The sequence below is a fragment of the Henriciella litoralis genome, from assembly GCF_002088935.1.
Classification (GTDB): Bacteria; Pseudomonadota; Alphaproteobacteria; order Caulobacterales; family Hyphomonadaceae; genus Henriciella; species Henriciella litoralis.
This window is the reverse complement of record NZ_NCSS01000006.1, coordinates 2,370,221-2,389,296: the sequence shown is the minus strand read 5'-3', so window position 1 is coordinate 2,389,296 and position 19,076 is coordinate 2,370,221. Positions and strand designations below refer to the sequence as shown.

19 protein-coding genes are annotated in these 19,076 nt (G+C 60.0%); 17 read left to right on the top strand and 2 right to left on the bottom strand.

Annotation, left to right across the window (positions count from 1 at the left end):
- The first annotated feature begins 39 nt into the window (after positions 1-39).
- From B8783_RS15255 to clpB, 7 genes are all read left to right on the top strand, one after another.
- Complete coding sequence (locus tag B8783_RS15255) at positions 40-2,787, top strand: helicase-related protein (RefSeq protein ID WP_084420939.1); 2,748 nt, start codon at positions 40-42, stop codon at positions 2,785-2,787.
- 20 nt (positions 2,788-2,807) lie between these two features.
- Entirely contained in the window at positions 2,808-3,083 is a 276-nt protein-coding gene (locus B8783_RS15250; RefSeq protein WP_233355817.1) for an RNA-binding S4 domain-containing protein, read from the top strand.
- On the top strand, positions 3,076-3,516 hold the full coding sequence (locus tag B8783_RS15245; RefSeq protein WP_084420937.1) for a tellurite resistance TerB family protein: 441 nt from the start codon (positions 3,076-3,078) through the stop codon (positions 3,514-3,516). Before B8783_RS15250 ends, B8783_RS15245 begins: the two co-directional genes overlap by 8 nt.
- Positions 3,517-3,587: 71 nt before the next feature.
- On the top strand, positions 3,588-3,929 hold the full coding sequence (fdxA, locus tag B8783_RS15240) for a ferredoxin FdxA (protein WP_084420936.1): 342 nt from the start codon (positions 3,588-3,590) through the stop codon (positions 3,927-3,929).
- A 157-nt stretch (positions 3,930-4,086) separates the two neighbouring features.
- Positions 4,087-4,614, top strand: coding sequence for a CarD family transcriptional regulator (locus tag B8783_RS15235; RefSeq protein ID WP_084420935.1), 528 nt, complete (start codon positions 4,087-4,089; stop codon positions 4,612-4,614).
- Between the two features lie 170 nt (positions 4,615-4,784).
- Positions 4,785-5,669, top strand: coding sequence for an RNA polymerase factor sigma-32 (locus B8783_RS15230; RefSeq protein ID WP_084422136.1), 885 nt, complete (start codon positions 4,785-4,787; stop codon positions 5,667-5,669).
- Positions 5,670-5,851: 182 nt separating this feature from the next.
- Positions 5,852-8,479 (top strand): ATP-dependent chaperone ClpB, encoded by a 2,628-nt coding sequence (gene clpB / locus B8783_RS15225; RefSeq protein WP_084420934.1) that lies wholly within the window; start codon positions 5,852-5,854, stop codon positions 8,477-8,479.
- Positions 8,480-8,654: 175 nt separating this feature from the next.
- On the opposite strand, the gene B8783_RS15220 is transcribed toward clpB, so the two are convergent.
- Positions 8,655-9,002, bottom strand: a complete 348-nt coding sequence (locus B8783_RS15220; protein ID WP_084420933.1) for a UrcA family protein — start codon at positions 9,000-9,002, stop codon at positions 8,655-8,657.
- 298 nt (positions 9,003-9,300) lie between these two features.
- On the bottom strand, positions 9,301-10,626 hold the full coding sequence (locus B8783_RS15215) for a M23 family metallopeptidase (RefSeq protein WP_084422135.1): 1,326 nt from the start codon (positions 10,624-10,626) through the stop codon (positions 9,301-9,303).
- Positions 10,627-10,884: 258 nt separating this feature from the next.
- On the opposite strand from B8783_RS15215, the gene B8783_RS15210 reads away from it, so the two are divergent.
- The 10 genes from B8783_RS15210 (at position 10,885) to B8783_RS15165 (ending at position 19,074) form a co-directional block, all read left to right on the top strand.
- The gene (locus B8783_RS15210) at positions 10,885-14,178 is read left to right on the top strand and encodes an intermembrane phospholipid transport protein YdbH family protein (RefSeq protein WP_169711815.1); all 3,294 of its coding nucleotides are present in this window, start codon (positions 10,885-10,887) and stop codon (positions 14,176-14,178) included.
- Positions 14,179-14,258: 80 nt separating this feature from the next.
- Positions 14,259-14,447 (top strand): YnbE family lipoprotein, encoded by a 189-nt coding sequence (locus B8783_RS15205; RefSeq protein ID WP_084420931.1) that lies wholly within the window; start codon positions 14,259-14,261, stop codon positions 14,445-14,447.
- A gap of 24 nt (positions 14,448-14,471) precedes the next feature.
- Positions 14,472-14,825, top strand: a complete 354-nt coding sequence (locus B8783_RS15200) for a YdbL family protein (protein WP_084420930.1) — start codon at positions 14,472-14,474, stop codon at positions 14,823-14,825.
- 20 nt (positions 14,826-14,845) lie between these two features.
- Entirely contained in the window at positions 14,846-15,085 is a 240-nt protein-coding gene (locus tag B8783_RS15195) for a hypothetical protein (RefSeq protein ID WP_084420929.1), read from the top strand.
- Between the two features lie 80 nt (positions 15,086-15,165).
- Positions 15,166-15,822, top strand: coding sequence for a histidine phosphotransferase family protein (locus tag B8783_RS15190; protein ID WP_084420928.1), 657 nt, complete (start codon positions 15,166-15,168; stop codon positions 15,820-15,822).
- Positions 15,823-15,886: 64 nt separating this feature from the next.
- Entirely contained in the window at positions 15,887-16,252 is a 366-nt protein-coding gene (locus tag B8783_RS15185) for a response regulator (RefSeq protein WP_084420927.1), read from the top strand.
- Between the two features lie 71 nt (positions 16,253-16,323).
- Positions 16,324-17,166, top strand: coding sequence for a CheR family methyltransferase (locus B8783_RS15180; RefSeq protein ID WP_084420926.1), 843 nt, complete (start codon positions 16,324-16,326; stop codon positions 17,164-17,166).
- A 115-nt stretch (positions 17,167-17,281) separates the two neighbouring features.
- Positions 17,282-17,902 (top strand): hypothetical protein, encoded by a 621-nt coding sequence (locus B8783_RS15175; protein WP_084420925.1) that lies wholly within the window; start codon positions 17,282-17,284, stop codon positions 17,900-17,902.
- A 10-nt stretch (positions 17,903-17,912) separates the two neighbouring features.
- Positions 17,913-18,224 carry a winged helix-turn-helix domain-containing protein gene (locus B8783_RS15170; RefSeq protein WP_084420924.1) on the top strand — a complete coding sequence of 104 codons (312 nt, stop codon included), beginning with the start codon at positions 17,913-17,915 and terminating at the stop codon, positions 18,222-18,224.
- Between the two features lie 118 nt (positions 18,225-18,342).
- On the top strand, positions 18,343-19,074 hold the full coding sequence (locus B8783_RS15165; protein ID WP_084420923.1) for a beta/gamma crystallin-related protein: 732 nt from the start codon (positions 18,343-18,345) through the stop codon (positions 19,072-19,074).
- Positions 19,075-19,076 lie beyond the last annotated feature (2 nt).

The following is a 19,076-nucleotide window of genomic DNA, read 5'->3' as shown; positions in this document are numbered from 1 at the left end:
GCCTTGCCCTTGTCGCCCTGAAACTTCACATCCGAAGCCATGAATTCCCTCAAGGCCGTTCTCGGCCCAACCAATACCGGTAAAACGCACTACGCCATCGAACGGATGATGGGTCATGCGACAGGCATGATCGGCCTGCCGCTGCGCTTGCTGGCGCGCGAGGTCTATGACCGGGTCGTACGCGCCAAGGGCGAGAAAGCCGTCGCGCTGATCACCGGGGAAGAGCGGATCGAGCCGCCGAATGCCCGCTACTGGATCTGCACCGTGGAATCGATGCCGGTCCACAAACGCGTCGAGTTTCTTGCGATCGACGAAATCCAGCTTGCTGAAGACAGTGACCGCGGACACGTCTTCACAGACCGCATCCTGAAGGCGCGCGGCACAGCCGAAACCCTGCTGCTGGGCGCCGAAACGATGCGCGGGGTCCTGCGTGACCTCGACCTCGACGTCGACACCAATACGCGTGAGCGCTTCTCTGAGCTTCACTATGCCGGACCGACAAAAGTCACAAAGCTTCCCAAGCGGACCGCCGTCGTCGCCTTCTCGACAGATCAGGTCTACGCGCTTGGCGAGCTGCTGAGGCGCCAGAAGGGCGGCGCGGCCATCGTCATGGGCGCGCTCAGCCCGCGCACCCGTAATGCGCAGGTCGCGCTCTATCAGTCTGGCGAAGTTGACTATCTCGTGGCCACCGACGCGATCGGCATGGGGCTGAACCTCGATGTCGACCGCATCGCTTTTGCCGGCCGCTCCAAGTTTGACGGGCGCCGTCACCGCTGGCTGTCGGCGGCTGAATGCGGCCAGATCGCCGGGCGCGCAGGCCGTTTCCGCACCGATGGCGAGTTCGGCGAAACCGGTGACTGCCCGCCTTTCGAGGAAGAGCTGATCAACGCCATCGAGACCAACCACTTTGATCCGGTGGATGATCTTCAGTGGCGCAATTCCGATCTCGATTACCGCTCGATCAAGACGCTGATCGCGAGCCTTGCTCGCCCCTCGGGCAGCCCGGTGCTGCGCCAGAACCCGCATGCGCTGGATGAATGGGTGCTGCGGCGCATGGCCGAGGACGAGGCCATCGGGCCAGAGGTGCGCGGGACAGACAAGGTGCGACGCTTGTGGGATCTTGCCCGCCTGCCGGACTTCCGCAAATCCGGCCATGACGGCCACGCCCGGCTGGTGCTTGGCCTCGCCGAAACCCTGGCAGATCCGGACGCCCGCCTCGGCGATACCGCCATGGCCAAGCGCATGGAAAACCTTGAATCGAACGTGCCTGATATTTCCAGCCTTCAGCACAGGCTTGCCATGATCCGCACCTGGACCTATGCCGCCCATCGCGATGACTGGTTGGAAAACCCTGCCTACTGGCGGGAAAAAACGCGTGAAATCGAAGACAGATTATCAGATGCCCTTCACGCCGCGCTCACATTGCGCTTTGTTGACCGAAGAACCACGGCCCTGCTCGCCGGCCTGAAAAGAGAAGACCTGCTTGTGACCGAATTGTCCGAAACTGGAGAAGTAACCGTCGAAGGCCATGTTGTTGGCAAACTCGTCGGCTTGCACTTCGAACCTGCTTCAACCGCCCAGACGCTGGAAGGCAAAGCGGTGCGCAGCGCCGCCGTGACAGCGCTCGGCCCGATCCTGGCTGAACGCCTCGGCGAAATCGCAGGTGCCCCGGCCGAAGCCTTTGCGCTGACAGATGAAGGCCATATCAGCTGGAAGGGCGCCGACATTGCCCGACTCAAGGCCGGACCGGACTGGCTAGCCCCCCGGCTTGAGCTGATCGGCGCAGAAGATGCAGAAACCCATCGCAAGGCGGCGACACTGAAACGGGTCGAAGAATGGCTGGGCGCAGAAATGCTGCGTGTCCTGCCAACGCACGCCAAGCTCAAAACGGCCGAAACCGGCAGCGAGCTGCAAGGCATGGCACGCGGTCTCGCCTTCCGTCTTCTTGAAAGCGGCGCATCGATTGACCTTCGCCAGGAAAGCCCGCCGCCAAACGTTTCCAAGGAAGACCGCGAAGCGCTCAAAACCGCTGGCATCCGCACTGGCCGCGTTGCCGCCCATATCCCGGACGCGCAGAAACCGGCTGCCCAGCGCCTCATCGCCATTCTTCAGGCGACCCACACAAATGAAAGCCGCCGTGTCGCGCCAGAAGGCGCAGGCTCCTTCCCGCTCGACGGGGAATGGGCCGAGGCAGAGCTGAACTCGCAAGGCTATCTGCGCTTTGGCGCCCGCGCCGTACGCGCCGACCTCGCCGAACGTCTTGGCTGGGAGATTTCCAAACGCCGCAGGGAAGCCGACAAACCGGCCTTCGAACTGCCCGCAGAACTCGCCTCCATCGTCTCCTGTCCGGGCGACGAGTTTCCCGCCATCGTAAAGGGCTTTGGCCTCGCGCCTGCTGAGAAAGACCCTGAAACCGGCGCCGTGACGCTGTGGCGCTACCTCTCGCGCAACCGCCAGGACGGTCCGCCGCGCGGCAAGCGCCCGCAGGGCAAACCCGGTGGTCGCCCACCAAAAGGCAAGCCGTCTGGCAATCGCCCGCAACGCGGCGGCGGACGGCCAAACCCACGTGAGAAGCAGCCAGATCCCGATAGCCCATTTGCGGCGCTCGCCAGCCTCTTGCCCCCTGCAAAGGCGCCCAAACCGCCGCGCAAGAAAAAGAAATCGAAGGCAAAGCAGGCACCTGAGGCCGCCGCCAAACCTGAAAACGAAGCAGCCCCACCCGCTGACAAGACCCCGGAGTCCCCGCCAGCGGAGACCCCGACCGACAAGCCGGAGACATCGTCATAGTCGAGGAGGTTCGGCTGGATGTGTGGCTGTGGCGGGCCCGTTTCTTCAAGACCCGCTCACTTGCGGCTGACTATATCGGACGGCGCGGCGTGCGCCTCACGCGCAACGGTTCGACCCGCAAGGTTTCCAAGCCCGGTGCGCGTATTCTCGTCGGTGACGTTGCAAGTTTTGCTCCGGGCACTCAAATAGTAAGCATCCGCGTTCTTGCGTATGGCACAAGACGCGGTCCGGCCAGCGAAGCGCAGGCCCTTTATGAATCGGTATCTGAGGCCGAACAGGAGAGCCGAAATGCTTGAAGGACTGAAGAAATTCTTTTCCGGCCGGGCCGAACAGCCGAACCGCGATATGGACCCGCAAGTCGCAGCCGCCGCGCTGCTTGTCGAAGCCGCCCTTGTCGACGGCGTTTACGCCAATCTCGAAAGCGACCAGATTGCCGAAATCCTGCTCGACAGCCTCGGTCTCGATGCTGATCGGGTCGATGATATTCTTGCTCAGGCAGAGGAACTCGCCGAAAATTCAATCGGCGCGCACCAGTTCACGCAGCATGTAAAGAAGCTGCCATTGCTTGAACGCGTGAAGGTAATCGAGGGCCTCTATCTGGTCTCGATGGCCGACGGGGCTTCCTGCAAATTTGAGGAAGCCTTTATCCGGCAAGTCTCCAGCCTGCTCTATGTTGACGATATTCGCCGGGCCCAGGCGCGCAGGCGCGCCGAATCGCGCAGCCTCTAGCAATTGACAGCGAGCCGCATCAACGCCAAATGCACCGCTCGTGTGCCACTAAGCAAGATGTACGAGACTGAATGACCTATATCGTTGTCGACGCCTGTATCCGCTGCAAATACATGGATTGCGTGGAAGTCTGTCCGGTGGACTGCTTCTATGAAGGCGAGAACATGCTCGTCATTCATCCAGATGAGTGCATTGACTGCGGCGTCTGTGAGCCTGAATGCCCGGTTGAGGCAATCAAACCTGACACCGAAGACGATCCGGACTCAAAATGGCTGAAGCTGAATACGGATTATGCCAAGGTCTGGCCGAACATCACGCGGATGAAAGAGCCGCCGGCTGATCGGGAAAAATTTGCGCAGGAAACCGGTAAACTGGAGAAATATTTCAGTTCGAATCCGGGCGAAGGCGATTGAAACACTGACCCCGATCACGTGGCAGTTGTGAATTAGTCGTATTTCTGATATATATTAAGTGTCAATTTTTCAGGGAGCCTGCTCACATCTCCGGACCGACGCTTGAAATGTCACCGGAGGGCGTAGGCTCTTGTTGCGTAGAAAGGCTACCAGACACATGTCAAAACAAGCAACGGGTGATGTACAGGAACTCGCATTCGACGTCGGCCAGTCCGTCGTTTATCCAGCCCACGGCGTCGGCAAGGTCACCGCGATCGAAAAGCAGACGGTCGCCGGCATGTCACTCGAAGTTTATGTCGTTTCTTTCGACCAGGACAAGATGATCCTTCGCGTCCCGACAAACCGCGCCGAAGCTTCAGGCATGCGCTCGCTCGCTGGCTCCAAGCTCGTTGATGACGCGCTGAAGACGCTCGGCGGCAAAGCCCGCATCAAGCGCACCATGTGGTCGCGCCGCGCGCAGGAATACGAAGCCAAGATCAATTCAGGTGATCTGATCTCCATCGCGGAAGTCGTTCGCGACCTTCACCGCGGCGAAGACCAGCCTGAGCAATCCTACTCAGAGCGTCAGCTCTATGAGAGCGCGCTTGATCGGATGGCCCGCGAACTGGCCGCTGTCGAGAACACCGATCACGACGCCGCCATGGAGCGTCTGGCCAAGTCGCTCGCGAAGAAAAAAGCCGCCTGATCACCCTTTGACAGGCCGATTATCAAGCCCCGCTCAGCCGAGCGGGGCTTTTTCTTTGTCCAGATTTTGGCGGAAACTCGAAAAATTTATGAACAAGAAGTGAACCAAAGCATCCCCCCATGCGTAGGAACTTGAGGAAGAGTTTGTTTCCCAAGCTGCAGGAGCACCGCATGGCCGTCCAGATGACAACCGAAAACGCCGATCGTCGATTTGTCCGGAACGCCATGAACAAACCGATGCTCAGCGCCGAACATGAGACAGATCTGGCGCTGCGCTGGCGCGACGATAACGACGAAGATGCCCTTCACGAACTGACCAGCGCCTATATGCGCCTCGTCATCTCCATGGCCTCGAAATTCCGCCATTACGGCCTGCCCCTGTCTGACCTTGTCCAGGAAGGCAATGTCGGCCTGATGCTGGCGGCCGCCCGCTTTGACCCGGACCGCGAAGTTCGGTTCTCGACCTATGCCTCATGGTGGATCCGCTCCTCCATTCAGGACTTTGTGCTTCGCAACTGGTCGATCGTGCGCACCGGCACCACGGCCGCGCAGAAGTCGCTCTTCTTCAATCTCAAACGCTTGCGCGCCAAGATCGATGACACCGGCGACGGCATCATGACCCCTGAGAACAAGAGCTGGATCGCCACGCATCTCGGCGTGCCAGAGCGCGATGTTGAGAACATGGCCTCGCGCCTCTCAGCCTCTGACCGCTCTCTCAACGCCCCGCTGGCCACCGATAGCGATGCCCAGTGGCAAGATCTCCTCGAAGACGAAAATCAGGCGACCGAAGACCGCGTCATGGAAATGCGCGACAGCGTCCGCCGCCGTGAGTGGATCGCAGAAGCCCTCAAATCGCTAAGCGAGCGCGAAAACCTGATCATCTGCGAACGCCGCTTCACCGACGATACCGTCACGCTCGAAGTGCTGGGCAAACGCCTCGGCATCTCCAAGGAGCGCGTCCGCCAGATTGAACATCAGGCGCTCGGCAAACTGCGCAAGGTGCTGGTCTCCATGGTCGGCGACCCGGAAGAAACCGGGCTTATTCCGATCCGCTAGTCCACCTGCAAAACTAATTCAGAGGCGTCGCATCCATTGGCTTGCGGCGCCTTATTCATGTCCCCATATCTCTTGTGAAGGGCGTTGCCGCTGAGCGGGGCGCACCTGAAATGCCGCATTCGCGCACCCTCGCGCGCAGGCGGTCAAGTTGAGCACGATCTGCCTTAGAAAGGGGATAGACATTGAATTTTGAGACTTATACCGAACGCGCCCGCAGCGTCATACAGTCGGCCCAAACCGCTGCACTGGCTGCCGGCCACCAGACCTTCCTGCCAGAGCACATTCTGAAAGCCCTGCTGGAAGACCGCGACCGGCTCGCCGCGAACCTCATTCGCGCCGCGGGTGGCAATCCTGAACTTGTCCAGCAGAAGAATGACGAGGCCCTGCGCGCCCAACCGGTTGTGACCGGTGGCGATACTGGCCTTCGCCTTGACCAGAAAACCGCCAAGCTCTTCGCCGACGCTGAAGCCAGCGCGAAGAAGGCGGGCGACAGCTTCGTCACGGTTGAACGCCTGCTAGTCGCACTGGCCGGGCTCTCCGGCGCCAAAGCCGCAGACGCCCTCAAATCAGGCGGCGCAGATGCCTCCGGTCTTGAGGCCGCTGTCGCCAAGCTGCGCCAGGGCCGCACGGCCGACACTGAGAATGCTGAAGAGGGCTATGAAGCCCTGAAAAAGTACACGCGCGACCTCACAGCAGATGCCCGCTCGGGCAAGCTCGATCCGGTCATTGGCCGCGACGAGGAAATCCGCCGGACGGTGCAGGTGCTCTCGCGCCGCTCCAAGAACAATCCGGTCCTCATCGGTGAACCCGGCGTCGGTAAAACCGCCATCGCCGAAGGTCTTGCCCTGCGCATCATCAATGAAGACGTGCCTGAAAGCCTGAAGGGCAAGCGCCTGCTCGCCCTCGACATGGGCGCGCTCATCGCTGGCGCGAAGTTCCGCGGCGAGTTCGAGGAGCGTCTGAAAGCCGTCATCAAGGAGATCGAGCAAGCCGAAGGCGGCGTGATCCTCTTTATCGACGAGATGCACACGCTTGTCGGTGCCGGCAAGACGGACGGGGCCATGGATGCGTCCAACCTCCTCAAACCAGCGCTCGCCCGCGGTGAGCTCCATTGCGTCGGCGCGACCACGCTCGATGAATACCGCAAATATGTCGAAGGCGACGCGGCCCTCGCCCGCCGCTTCATGGCTGTGTTCGTCGATGAGCCTACCGTGCAGGACACTGTGTCCATCCTCCGTGGCCTGAAGGGCCGCTATGAGGCGCACCATGGCGTTCGCGTGTCCGATGCGGCCATTGTGTCTGCAGCGACCCTGTCGAACCGCTACATCACGGACCGGTTCCTGCCGGACAAGGCGATTGACCTCATGGACGAGGCCGCCTCGCGCCTGCGCATGCAGGTCGACTCCAAGCCGGAAGCGCTCGACGAGATCGACCGGCGCCTGATGCAACTGCGCATCGAGGCGGAAGCTCTCAAGAAAGAGAAAGACCGCGCGTCGAAAGACCGGCTCGAAGCGATCGAGGCCGAAATCGCCGATCTTCAGGCCCGCTCTGATGAGCTGACGACCGCCTGGGCGGCCGAGAAGGACAAGCTGAAAGGCGCTGCGTCCGCCAAGGATGAGCTTGACCGTGCCCACGCCGACATGGCCGAAGCGCAACGCCGCGGTGATCTCTCACGTGCGTCCGAGCTGAAATACTCGGTCATCCCTCAGCTTGAGGCCCGCATCGCAGCGGTCGAGAGCACCGAGACCGATGATGGTCAGGACGATAAGGGCCTCGTGTCCGAAGTTGTCCGCCCAGAGCACATCGCCGCCGTCGTCTCCAAGTGGACGGGCATCCCTGTCGACAAGATGATGGAAGGTGAGCGGGAGAAACTCCTTCGCATGGAGGATGCCCTGCGCAGCCGGGTCGTTGGCCAGGAAGAAGCCCTCAGCGCCGTGTCCAATGCCGTCCGCCGTGCGCGTGCCGGCCTGCAGGATCCGAACCGTCCGATCGGCTCGTTCCTCTTCATCGGCCCAACCGGCGTCGGTAAGACAGAGCTCACCAAATCGCTCGCCGAGTTCATGTTCGACGACGATACGGCAGTGCTGCGGCTCGACATGTCCGAGTTTCAGGAGAAGCATTCGGTGGCCCGTCTCATCGGCGCGCCTCCGGGCTATGTCGGCTATGAAGAAGGCGGCGTCCTGACTGAAGCTGTGAGGCGCAGGCCCTATCAGGTCGTCCTGTTCGACGAGGTGGAGAAAGCCCATCCGGACCTTTTCAACACGCTGCTTCAGGTGCTTGATGATGGCCGTCTCACCGATGGTCATGGCCGCACGGTCGACTTCCGCAACACGATCATCATCATGACGTCGAACCTCGGCGCAGATGCCCTCGCAAGCGGAGACGCCGGCGAAATCAGCGAAGCCCAGCGTGACATGGTGATGAATGCGGTCCGCGCACATTTCCGGCCTGAATTCATCAACCGGATCGACGAGATCGTCTTCTTCAAACGGCTCGGCCGGGCGGAGATTGACCATGTGGTCGATATTCAGATGGATCGCCTGTCGCAGCTTCTGGCCGATCGCAAGATCAAGGTCGAGCTGACCGAAGCGGCCCGCCAATGGATGGCCGACAAGGGCTATGACCCGGTCTACGGTGCCCGCCCTCTGAAGCGCGTCATCCAGAAAGAGCTGCAAGACCCGCTCGCAAGACTGGTTCTCGAAGGCAAGGTCACCGACAACAGCACGGTCACCGTGGATGTCGAAGGCAATGCCTTGTCGATCAACGGCGTGCCAAATGACTTTGCGAAAGGCGCCGCCGCGCTCAACTAGCCGAGCGGTAAAGCCACATCATGCGCCCCCGCCAGTATCTGGCGGGGGCGTTTCTATATGCGGGCAGTGCGCGTGAGTGGATGCGCACAAAAAAGGCTCCGGACCTGTGATTGGGTCCGGAGCCTTTTGATGATGCGGCCAAACCCGGAAAGACCGGGCCGACCCTTAGATAAAACTAGTTGGAAGCGACCTGAATGCGCGGCGAAGTCGTCTCAACATAATAGTCAGACCCGACATACTGAGCCGACAGATTGCTGTCGCTGATCGCCGTCACCGCCTGGAACATGATGTCTTCGACGCAGACAGAGTCAACGAGGAGACCAACACGCGCCATGGACACGGTGCTACAGCTGCGTTTGGCCTGCCGTTCAAGGCTGGTGAGCACGCGCGCAGCGCCAGCGTCGCTGCTCAGCAGCTCCGGGTTGAACGTCATTGAGGTTGTGACGTCTTTCAAATCGTCGGCATAGGCAGCGCCGGAGAAAAGCGAAAGAGCGAAAAGGATGGAGGAAACGCGGATTTTCATGATCTAAACCCCTGATCTACGCGGGACATTGCCCGCCCTTTGCCCCGCTTTTCGCGGGTGCAGCATCAGTTGTGAGCACATGCAGCATTCTGTAAACGCATAAACGTGCAATATAGGTATGCGTTTATGCATTTCGTTATCGCTCATCCGGGACGGGCGCGACCAAATTTCAGGGCTCCGGCAAGGCCAGGACCATGATCTTCATCACAAAAAACGCCCCCACCTTAAAAAGGTAGGGGCGTTTATAGAGTATCTGTTTGCAGACCGCCGCTCTCAGCGACCACCTGGCAAAGCTCAATCAGGGCGCAGGAGGCGCTTCATAGCTGGTCATCGTCAGCATCTGGGCTGGCGACTGCACATCAGCATCGCCATTCCGGAACGCATCGATCTGATCGCGGCGTTCAATGAAGGCTTTGAGAAGCTCTGGCGTTTCAGCCAGTTTGCGGCCGGTCGGCAGGTCAAGTTTCATGCCGTTCACCTGCTTGCCATTGATCATCACCTCATAGTGCAGGTGAGGCCCGGTCGACGCGCCCGTGGTGCCAACATAGCCGATGATGTCGCCCTGGCGAACACGTTGGCCAGTCCGGTACTTGCCGAAGCGTGACATGTGCGCATAGGCGGTCGAATAGCCATTGGCATGCTTGATGCGGATATAGTTGCCATAGCCGCCATAGCGATTGGCGCGCTCAATGGTCCCGTTGCCTGCTGCATAGATCGGCGTGCCGGTCGGGGCAGCAAAGTCGGTCCCCTTGTGAAGCTTGTTATATCCGGAAATCGGGTGACGACGGTAGCCAAAGCTCGATGACAGACGTGCACCATTAATAGGTGTTTTCATCAGGAACTTTGTGGCGCTCTCGCCGTTATAATTGAAGTAGTCAGGCTCACCGCCCTCTTCGGGGGTAAAACGGTAGTAGGACTTGTTCAGCGCCTTGCCGTTGAGCGATGCATAGAGGACGTCACCAGAGCGCACGCGATTACCGCGTTCGTCGACAAGTTCCTCGTAAACGATTTCAAACTCGTCGCCCGGCTGAATGTCGCGCTGGAAGTCGAGGTCGTACCCGAAGATCGTCGCATAATCGACGACTTGCTGGTCATGCGCGCCATTTGAAAGCGCAGCTTCATAGATACTGGAATTGATCTTGGCCTTGATGCGCCGTTCGACCGGCTGCGTTCTGGCCTGAAGAACCACCGGCATGAATTCGCCGTCGCTCTTGCGCTTGGAGAGGATCTGCTTGCCGGAGTCTTCGCTCAGCGAGAGCGAAACCAGTTCGGCTGTTTCGGGCGTATTGCCGCGGAACTGAGCCTGCACAGTCATTCCGGCTCGCACACGGCGCGGGTCAAGAAGCTCTGCGTCATAAATGACCTGCAGCGATTTGGCCGCCTGTGAACTATCGGCCCCAAGTTCCTGAACAAGCCCGAGCAGGGTTTCGCGGGATTTCAGCGTACCGTCCCGGACAATCAGGTCATCCTGGGCTTCAAAGCCCTGGGCACTCAGCAAGGTCGCCGCCAGCGGAGTGGCAAGGTGAACTGCGGGCGAAACCTGCGCTTCTGCAGCTTTCGACTGTCCGAGGAAATGGAACGCTGACATCGACAGGCCGACAGCAACTGCCCCTATCGCCGTCATTGTTACGGTTCCGCGCGAAAAATTCATGTTCAGCAATCGGGCCTCCCTCTGGTTTCAGCGTGCACACGCTGATAGGCAATACAAGTCCTTGCCCCTATCGGTTGAATCTCTTTCGCTAAAATTAAGCGAAATGCGTTTATCAATCCGGCCCACCGATGTACGTATTCGTCTGCGGAGGGCAGTGCAAGGCAATTTGAGCTGCAATTTGCAGTCCAAATTCCTAATTTTTTGTCAGGGTTTGTTATGTTCGGTCGAAAATTGAGCAGACACCCCTGGCTGACAGGCATCGGCCTTGTGTTGCTGCTATTACTGTTCACGCTGCTGCTCCTATGGGTTTTCCGGCTGTCCCTGACCGAGACCATAGCCAAGCGCTGGTGCCGCTCCCAGGCGTTGGAATGCGAGATTGAAGCTACAGACCTGAGTCTTTCCGGCACAACCATCGATGCCATCCGCCTTACAAATGAGACAGGTCAAATCCCGTTCGAGGCTGAACGCCTGACAGTTGAATTAAGCTGGAAGGGTTTTCTGAAGCCGGTTGTCGAGCGCGTCGAGATTAATCGCCCTGTCATCAGGCTCAGTTATACCGAAGATGGGAAAATATCGGTTGGCGGTCTTGAAGACCTGGCGCCCGGTGGTTCCTCCGAAACGCCGCAAGCCATGCCGGAAATCGTCGTTCGCGATGCCCGCATTGAGGCGCAAACACCTGCTGGCACGGTCGTGGCGACGGGCCGGTTTGAAGGCAAACTCCCCTACAAGGCGACGCTTCATGCGCGCATTGAACCTGTCGACCTCTCATCCGAACAAGGAAGTCTGAGCCTCACGGAAGGCCGGGTCGACTTGTCCCTCTCAGGCTTTCGCCTCCAGGGCAGTGCGCGTCTGCAATTGAAGGAAGCCGTCTTCGAAGGGCTGGAAGCGCGCAACATCACCCTTGATGCCTCCATGGCCGACACATTGCTGCCGACCGTTGAGTGGTCAGCATCAATCGACACACTCTCGGCGCCTGATCTGGCCCTGGAAGACACACATGCGAGCGGACGCGCCGGGATTGTTGCAGGCGAAGTAGATGAAGGCGCCCCACTGCTGGCGCGGCTAAGACGGCTCAGCGCTGAGGCCAATTCGGCAAGCGTTAGATGGCAGGACTTCACGGCCCAGACGGCCAGCCTCACACTGGAGACCAAACGCAACGGCAAGGACCAGTTCGAGGGTGACTTCGCGGCCCGCCTGACGGACTTTCAGCATCCAGACCTTTCAGCAAGCGAGCTGACCCTCAGCGGACAGGGAAGCGCGAGCGAGGACCTTTCAACGATCAACCTGACCGGCGAAGCCGTCGCAAACGGCGCCACGGTCGAGGCCGACACACGCCGCCGGATACTGGATTCGATCGCCCCGGCTGCGCCCTTCGAGGCGCACGGCAAGGCGCTGCGCTCAGGGCTATCGGCTGCCCTCTCGGATTTTGCGACCGGCAGCGGCTACACGTTCAGTCTCGCAAATGGCAGCGACTGGTCACTCAGGACGACCCGCAAGCTTAGCGCGACCGCTGCCAATGGCGCTGTTTTTGCCCTGACACCGCACGAGACACAGCCAGCGCTCAATGTCTCGGGGGACATTATTGACGTGGCCGGCGTCCTCACCCTGCACGGCCCCGGCTTGCCAACTCTTGCCGCCGACGTGTCAGACCTGCTGGTGACTGATGAGGGCATCAGGCTGAAAGCCGGCGGCTTCTCCATTGACCCCTGGACAGCCTCCGGCCTGACACTCGGCGCAAATCTCAGCGAACTCGACTTCGACAGCACCTCCGGCGATGCGCACGTCCAAGGCCTCGGCGAGATAAGGATCAATGGACGCCTGTTCGGGATGGACATGAAAAATGCGCGCCTGTTTGGCGGGCTGGAAGCGATTTCCGGCGACGCACTCCGCGTCCAGTCCTACAGCACCCGCTGCATCGGGCTCGACACCAAGGGCATCGACGCAGCCGGTGATCTCGCGATCGGGGCGATGCAGCTGCAGCTATGCCCCAAGGAGGGTCGTCTTGTTCGCCGGACCAAGGATGGTTTTACGGGCGTACTGGACCTCGGCGATGCGGCTATTCCGTTTCGCACCACAGACACATCCGGGACGCTCTCACTTCAGAGCGGACTGCTCGACTGGCAGGCTGCCAAATCCGCCAGCTTCGATATCAGCGCCAGACAAATGGTCCTGCAGATGGATATTGGAGACAATACGCTCGGCATCAGCGCCGCATCGCCTGATCTGAAGCTGGCAACTGCGAACCCGCTAAAAATCACCGCCACGACGGGGCGCGCCGAATTCTCCGGATCGCTCGTGCCCGCAGACATTTCGCTTCAGTCGGCAAATTTCACGGCCACGCTGCCTGCCTCAGGGCTTTCGGGACGCGCAACGGCCAACCAAGTCGAGGTTCGTGATCGCGGGGATGACCCGTTATATCGCCCATTTACTGGAGACCTGACGGCAAACTTCGGCAATGGCCTTATGCAGGTCAACGGCCCGATCAGCACAGCGCGCGCCGGCCGCACCGTCGCGGACATGAACCTCACGCTGGATCTGGTAAAGATGGACGGCGAAGCCTCGGTCACGACCCGCGATCTGACCTTCGAGCCAAATGGCTTCCAGCCGACCGCGCTCAGCGAACGCGTCCGCGGTTTGCTGTCGAACGCCCGCGGCCAACTCAATGCCGGCGCAAGTTTCCTGATCGATGGCGGAAATGTCAGCGGCACCGGCTTCGTCGAAGCCACCGATCTCGGCTTCGACACTTTGCGGGTCGGTGCGGTCGATGGCGTGAATGGGCGCATTGTCTTTGACGACATCATGGCGCTCAGCACCCCGCCCGGTCAGGAAGTCCGCCTCGGCTCCATCAATCCCGGCATCCCGCTGAAAGACGGTGTGATCCACTTCAAGCTTACAGAGGCCACCAATGCCACGATCGAAGAGGCCCGCTGGCCGTTCGCAGGCGGTGAACTCGTTGTCGGGCGCTCTGACTGGACCATCTCTGGCACGCGCGACATCATCGAGATTTCAGCGCGCAAGCTTGAGCTGAAGGACATTATCAGCACGTTCAAACTGCCCGATGTCGAAGCCGATGGCACTGTCTCCGGCACTTTCCCGGTCGAGCTTGTCGGGCCGAACGCCTATATCCGGAACGCAGTCCTGAAAGCCGACAGCGAGGGCGGCAAGATTGCCTATACCGGCGAGATTGGGGACGCCGCAGCGCAAGCCGATGACCGGGTCGAACTCGCCTTCGACGCGCTGAAGGATTTTCGCTTCTCGGTCCTGGAAGTTGGCGCAGACGGCAATCTCAGCGGCGACGTCCTGATCACGCTCAAACTTGTCGGCAAGTCGCCCAAGGTTCTCGGCGGCGCCCCGTTCGCCTTCAATATCGGCGTCGATTCTGAACTGATGAAACTCATCCGCACCGGACAGAGCATGACCAGTACTGGCTGGCTGGCCGAAGCGACAGCCCAGTCACAGACGGGTGCCGAGGTCACCGAAATAGAAAGCGAACCGCCTGAAGCGGCGGAGACACCAAGCCCCTGAACTGAACAAGCCCTACAAGTCTATTCAATTGACGTTCAGCTTAAATGATACAAAGTGTGCCCAACATGAAAGCCCTAGACATGACACGACTTTCCATCCTCTCTTGCGCAACGGTCGCCCTGGCGGCTGCTTGCACCCCAACGGTCCGCGTACAGGCCCCTAGTGAGCCGATCACGATCAATCTCAATGTAAAGATCGATCAGGAAGTGCGCGTAAAACTCGACCGTGAGGTCGAAGACCTGATCTCATCCAATCCTGATATCTTCTAGGTCCACAAAGGAACCTTGATCAAAATGCCAAGCATCATTCGAACTCTTCTCGCAGCCGTCCTGATGGCCGGTGCAGCCCTGTCCTTCGCTGGCCCGGCCTCTGCCGCCGACCCTCAGATCGAAGCCGCCAAAGACCAGGGCGTCGTTGGCGAGCGCATTGACGGTTATCTCGGTATTGTCAGCGGCGGCGCCGATCCGGCCCTCGTTCGCCTCGTGCAGGACACCAATAACAAGCGCCGCGCCGCCTATGACTCGCTGGCCAGCCAGACAGGCACCACGCCTCAGGAAGTCGCGCGCGTCACAGGTGAAAAGCTGACAGCCGCCGCCGGTCCAGGTGAATACATCATGGATGACAGCGGCAGCTGGAAGAAGAAATAGATCACCCCAGTTCACGCTGAATGACCCGAACAACGCTCCTCGTCTTCATCGGCGCAGCCTTTGCTGCGCTCGTGGCCGGCTGGGGCGTTGTCATGCTCTGGTCAGACTTTGGCGTGACCATGACGCCGCATGGCTGGGCCGCTTACGCGTTTGGCGCAATTGGCAGTCTTGTCTTGTCAGGCGGGCTGTTCTGGCTGCTCTTCCACAGCGCCCGCCACGGCCATGACGACATAGAGCGCCCCGAAGACGACGACGGATAACAGACGCGACGGTGTTCCGGCACGCAAAATCGTTGCGAATCAGCTAGATTCCCCTTTGGCGCAGAAGAAGGGGCCAGTCCATGCAAGCTACGATCGATCCGGCGCACCTGTCGGCCTACATCTCATCGCGCATCTGCCACGATCTGGTTTCATCTGTCTCGTCGATCACCAATGCCATCGACTTCATGAACGATCCGCATGACGCGGAAATGAGCCAGCAAGCTGAAAAGCTTCTGCATGACGGCGCTGAGAGCGCGGCCTCCAAACTTAAATTCCTGCGTTACGCCTTTGGCTCTGTCGGCCTCTCGAAAGGCGCGGCAGACATCCACGATGCGCGCCAGATCACCGAACGCTTTGTCGAAACCCACAACAAGACGCCCGAGCTGGAATGGGACATTGAGACTGAGCATCTGAGCTTTTCTCACGCCCGGCTGATCATGAATATGGTGATGCTCGCCGTCGACTGCCTGCCGCGCGGCGGCAAGATCAACATCAAGGTCCGCAATGAGAGCGAAGGCCTCGGTATGATCGTCACTGCCTCCGGTCAGCGCTGCAAACTGCGCGAGGACACGGCTGACGCCATTCAGGGGATCGAACCGCAGGACGGCTGGTCCGCACGGACCGTCCAGCCCCTCTTCACCCGCATCATTGCCGAAGGGCTTGGCGGATCTCTTGTTGCCGAGGCTGAGGAAGAACGGATTATTCTACGTGCGCCAGGACTCGATGCCGAGGGTTAAACCCGTCATTAACCCCGATGCGGCAAATCTGTTCTGATTGGCGCGCTAGTCCCGGGGGGAACACATGAAAACCTGTCTCATTGTTGATGACTCCCGCGTTGTGCGCAAAGTCGCCGGACGCATTATTCAGGACCTGAAATTTGACGTCCGCGAAGCCGGGGATGGCGCTGAAGCCCTCACCGCCTGCCGCGAAGACATGCCCGATGCCATCCTGCTCGACTGGAGCATGCCTGTCATGAACGGGCTCGATTTCCTGCGCGCCCTGCGCCGGGAGCGCGGCGGTGACAAGCCAACCGTCGTCTTCTGCTCCACCGAGAATGACGCTGAATATATCGGCGAAGCCATGCGATCCGGCGCGAACGAATTCATCATGAAGCCATTCGATGCCGACATCATCGAAAGCAAATTTGCCGAAGCCGGCCTCTTATAGACCAGATTATTAACCCGGAAGGTGTTTACGTTAACACCTTCAAGCCCGACCAGACCCACGAGACGACTTTCATGGATGAGATGATTTACCGCGAGATCGCTGACCTGGCCCAGAAAGGGTCCGGTCAGTTCATTTCGCCGACCAAATCGTATCTGATCGAGGCTCGGCTGGCCCCAATCCTGCGCCGCGAAGGCTTCTCGACGGTGGATGAGCTCGTCGCCTGCCTCAATGCGCGCCCCGGCTCCAAGCTGGCGGGCGAAGCGGTTGGCGCCCTGACCTCAAAAACAACCAGCTTCTTTTCTGAGCGCCAGTCGCTCGAACGCGTCGTCAACCATCTTCTGCCAAAGCGCGCCGCCAAGGCGAAAGACGGCAAGCTGCGCATCTGGTGCGCTGGTGGCTCAACCGGCCAGGAAGCCTATTCGCTGGCCATCCTGCTCGAAGAGTCGACCGACGAAGCGCTGAAAGACGTGCAGGTCGAAATCGTGTCGACCGACATCTGCAAGAAAACAAATGCAGCCGCCCGCTCGGGCATTTTCGGCCATTTCGAAGTGCAGAAGGGGCTGTCGATCCATCGCCTCCTCAAACACTTCACCCGGCTTGAAACCGGCGAATGGCAAGTTTCCCCTGCCCTTGCGCGCCGCGTCGGCGTCCGGCCTCATAATCTGATGAAGCCTGCCGACGGCCTCGGCCAGTTCGATATTATCCTCTGCCGCAATGTCATTTGCGACATGGCCCGCCCGCAGCGCTCAAAAGCCCTGCTCACGGCCGCCAGACAGCTGGCAGCAGGCGGCACGCTTGTCCTCGGCAAGCAGGAAAGCGCGGCTGGCCTGATCGCGGGGCTTGACCCATCACGTGACCTTCGCGGCGCCTGGGTGCGCAACGTTGAAACCAGCGGCCTGACGATCGCTGCCTGACCTGACATGCCGCCCGACAAGGGCGTTCCGGGTCTCATCCTCAAAAAAAGACGAAGCCACTTGACCGGTTCTGCACATCTATGTACTTTGTATTTCAAAGTTATTGGAGAATAAGATGAACAAGACCATGTCAGACGACCTCGCCTATGTGCGTGAAATTGCCGAAGCTGGCGCCAGTGCCCCCCTGCTTGACGGGCGCTTCCTTATGTGGTGGGGCGGCATCGTTACCCTCGCCTATATCGGCCATTACCTTGTCAGCTCGGGCACACTCGGTGTTCCGATGTCCGCGCTTGCCATCATGTGGACCGCGTTCGGGATCATTGCCCCGGCAGGTTATTTCCTGCTGATGCGCGGCTTCCCGAGTGACAAGCCGGGCCAGTCCTCTGTCGGCAACAGAGTGTCCTCAAATGTCTGGATGGCCGGCGGCTTCGTGCTGTTCTCTCTCTTTGCCGGCCTTATTATCAAATCCGTGCTTGAAGGCGCCGCATCGCCCGGTTTCGCCTGGTCCGTGCCGATCGTGCTCGGCATTTATGGCATGTCCCAGCTCGTATCCGGTCTCATCGCGAGTAATTCGGTCCTCAAGGCAGCTGGCTTCATCGCAATCGCCTTTGTCGGCATTACCGTCCTGCTGATTGATCGACCAGAACTCTGGCTTGCCGCCGCCTTTGCCGCTGCGCTCAGCGTGTTTGGTCCGGGCCTCATGCTGCTCCGCAATGAGCCGGACACGACGGTTTGAGGGGAACGGCATGACCACGGACAACCCCTTCGACCATTCTGATATCGATGACGTCATCCACGGCCGGCTCCGGCTTGGCGTGATGGCCTACCTCTCCACTGTCAGCCCCGCCATATTCGGTGAATTGCGGGACAAGGTGGGCGCCACGGACGGCAATCTGTCCACCCACCTGAAAAAACTGGAGGATGCCGGCTATGTCCGCCAGGAAAAACGCTTCGTGGGAAAGCGCCCGCAGACCCGCATTTTCCTCACCGAAGCCGGCCGAAAAGCCTGGCTGGAGTGGATCGAGCGGATGCGCGGCCTGATGGACGCGGCTGAATAGCGCCCTCGCGGCGAGGCGGCGGGAACACCACCCGCCGCCAGCGGTTTCCTGAAGGCGCGGTTGCACAGCGTTCAGCCGCGCTCTGTTAAACAGGAGGGGATAGAAACGGAGTAACCACATGAAACCCCTCAAGACCCTCAGCCTGGTTCTTGCTGCTTCAACGGCTCTCGCAGCGCCCGCAATGGCGCAGTATGGCGGCCATCGCGGCGGTCAGGGCGAAGCCATTCTCTATGCCAACCCGGATTTCACCGGTCAGTCCATTCGGGTGACGGGCACGGTGCCGCGCCTTACCCAATACCGGTTTAACGACAAGGCCTCCTCTATCCGCATCACCGGCGGCGCATGGGAAGTCTGTGTCGATGCAGATTTCCGCGGACGGTGTGAAATCATCGAATATCGCGAGGACCGGCTCAACGAAATCCGTCTGAATGACAATATCTCGTCCATCCGGCCCGTCACCTATCGCGGCGATCGCTGGGACCGCTATGAACGCGACCGTCGCGGCCCACGCTATGATCATGACCGTGGCCGGGATCGTGACTGGGATCGCGGACACGGCAACGGTTACCGTCAGAATGCCCCGATCGTCCTGTTTGAGCATGGTGACTTCCGCGGGAAATCACTGCCGCTGAACGGCGCCGTGGCGCACCTTAACCAGCTTGGGTTCAACGACAATGTCTCCTCCATCGCCGTTCAGAGCGGCGCATGGGAGGTCTGCACTGACCCGAATTTCCGCGGTCGCTGTGAGGTAATCTACGCGTCGCAGTCTAATCTTGGCCACTACCGACTGAACGACAATATCAGCTCGATCCGCCCGGCCGGACGCGGCGGGTATGGACGTCCCTGGTAAGA

Coding starts and splice junctions, on each gene's coding strand:
- B8783_RS15255 (WP_084420939.1), top strand. CDS start 40: ATGAATTCCCTCAAGGCCGTTCTCGGCCCAACCAATACCGGTAAAACG.
- B8783_RS15245 (WP_084420937.1), top strand. CDS start 3,076: ATGCTTGAAGGACTGAAGAAATTCTTTTCCGGCCGGGCCGAACAGCCG.
- fdxA (WP_084420936.1), top strand. CDS start 3,588: ATGACCTATATCGTTGTCGACGCCTGTATCCGCTGCAAATACATGGAT.
- B8783_RS15235 (WP_084420935.1), top strand. CDS start 4,087: ATGTCAAAACAAGCAACGGGTGATGTACAGGAACTCGCATTCGACGTC.
- B8783_RS15230 (WP_084422136.1), top strand. CDS start 4,785: ATGGCCGTCCAGATGACAACCGAAAACGCCGATCGTCGATTTGTCCGG.
- B8783_RS15220 (WP_084420933.1), bottom strand. CDS start 9,002: ATGAAAATCCGCGTTTCCTCCATCCTTTTCGCTCTTTCGCTTTTCTCC.
- B8783_RS15215 (WP_084422135.1), bottom strand. CDS start 10,626: ATGACGGCGATAGGGGCAGTTGCTGTCGGCCTGTCGATGTCAGCGTTC.
- B8783_RS15205 (WP_084420931.1), top strand. CDS start 14,259: ATGACACGACTTTCCATCCTCTCTTGCGCAACGGTCGCCCTGGCGGCT.
- B8783_RS15200 (WP_084420930.1), top strand. CDS start 14,472: ATGCCAAGCATCATTCGAACTCTTCTCGCAGCCGTCCTGATGGCCGGT.
- B8783_RS15195 (WP_084420929.1), top strand. CDS start 14,846: ATGACCCGAACAACGCTCCTCGTCTTCATCGGCGCAGCCTTTGCTGCG.
- B8783_RS15190 (WP_084420928.1), top strand. CDS start 15,166: ATGCAAGCTACGATCGATCCGGCGCACCTGTCGGCCTACATCTCATCG.
- B8783_RS15185 (WP_084420927.1), top strand. CDS start 15,887: ATGAAAACCTGTCTCATTGTTGATGACTCCCGCGTTGTGCGCAAAGTC.
- B8783_RS15180 (WP_084420926.1), top strand. CDS start 16,324: ATGGATGAGATGATTTACCGCGAGATCGCTGACCTGGCCCAGAAAGGG.
- B8783_RS15175 (WP_084420925.1), top strand. CDS start 17,282: ATGAACAAGACCATGTCAGACGACCTCGCCTATGTGCGTGAAATTGCC.
- B8783_RS15170 (WP_084420924.1), top strand. CDS start 17,913: ATGACCACGGACAACCCCTTCGACCATTCTGATATCGATGACGTCATC.
- B8783_RS15165 (WP_084420923.1), top strand. CDS start 18,343: ATGAAACCCCTCAAGACCCTCAGCCTGGTTCTTGCTGCTTCAACGGCT.